Source organism: Lysinibacillus sp. fls2-241-R2A-57, assembly GCF_030209535.1.
In the GTDB taxonomy this organism is placed as follows: domain Bacteria; phylum Bacillota; class Bacilli; order Bacillales_A; family Planococcaceae; genus Lysinibacillus.
This window is the reverse complement of the sequence record NZ_JARVRU010000155.1, coordinates 1-1306: the sequence shown is the minus strand read 5'-3', so window position 1 is coordinate 1306 and position 1306 is coordinate 1. Positions and strand designations below refer to the sequence as shown.

Genomic DNA, 1306 nt, shown 5'->3' with positions numbered 1-1306 from the left:
TCATTGGAACATAAATCATTCGATACTGTATAATTTTGGTTAATCAACACGCGTGCTATAAATATGCAGATTTATGTCGAATTCCTGTAGCTCTTAGAAATGACGTCTATAAAACAAAAGGATTAAGTACTGTATAAAACAGGGCCTAATCCCTTAGGTTTGCATTCACTCAGATTCATAAAGCACAATTCAAAACCCGGACGCATTGTTTATCTGTAGCGAAAGCATAGCGACAGCTACAATTACGGCTAGGAGAAATTAATATAAGTTGAGTGGAGGCTGGGTGACTCTTTAGGGATCAGTGTCACAGATGAGACCCTGGAGCGACCAGTAGGGGAAACGAAGGCTAAAGTCATCACGTCCTGTGATAACGCCATCGTGACCAACATCGTGCTGTTGCTGCCGCTACGTTAACACTTCGCTTTCGTACATAAAATATTTGTTGGCCCAAGCGGCTCTTCGGACGCCCCCAGGCAGCTTTGCTCTGTGCGAAAACGTAGCGACAGCAACAACAAATGTTTTATCTGCGCGAAAGCAAAGCGGCAGCGACAAAGCACCAGTAGGAAAGGAAATAAACCACACGTAATGCGATGATACATTTTTATACATATTTACAAATAAACAGATGATATACTTATATGTATGATAAAGGGTCGGAATACGATAAATTTGATTATGCTGCAGTGATTTTAAATACAGAAACACAGAATACGTTCATGGTTTATGAAAATAGACATACGAGGCAAATGGAAGATGATATAGCATTTCAAGAGTTAACAAAATTCATAGAACAAGTAAAACCGAAAGTTTATAGTTACATAACTGAAACATTCGGAGAACCTCAAAGTATCGCATTTACGCCTTCAATCGATAACCCTTCTTCGCTCAATATTAAATTAAATAACAAAAAAGAAGAGATAAACGAAGAAATGTTTGAATCTTTTATTGATTATCTTCAGCATGAATTAAAAGTCGAACACGCAAATGTAACTATTATGTATGAAAATGAACATTGGAATAAAGAATTTTAATAATTAAAGCATGATGGGATAGAACTTGAGAACCTTTCTCTTAATGGAATTCCCAAAAATCACGAATGGTCTTGTAAAACACGGTGAATAATTCCTCGATTAATGAATTACATCAAGTTCTCTTCTTTATAAGATTATTTTCATGTTTTAGTTATCTACAAGCGCAAATTTTATAATCTCCTTAGCAAAAAAAAAAAACAGCCAGCACACAGCTGACTGTTTTCTTTGCCTAGCGACGTCCTACTCTCACAGGGGGAAGCCCCCAACTACCATCG

General features: G+C 37.1%; 2 protein-coding genes. Both read left to right on the top strand.

Annotation, left to right across the window (positions count from 1 at the left end; translation table 11 throughout):
• The first annotated feature begins 439 nt into the window (after positions 1-439).
• Positions 440-586, top strand: a complete 147-nt coding sequence (locus QRN68_RS21180; RefSeq protein WP_285399002.1) for a hypothetical protein — start codon at positions 440-442, stop codon at positions 584-586.
• Positions 587-638: 52 nt separating this feature from the next.
• Positions 639-1031, top strand: coding sequence for a hypothetical protein (locus tag QRN68_RS21175; protein ID WP_285399000.1), 393 nt, complete (start codon positions 639-641; stop codon positions 1029-1031).
• Positions 1032-1306 lie beyond the last annotated feature (275 nt).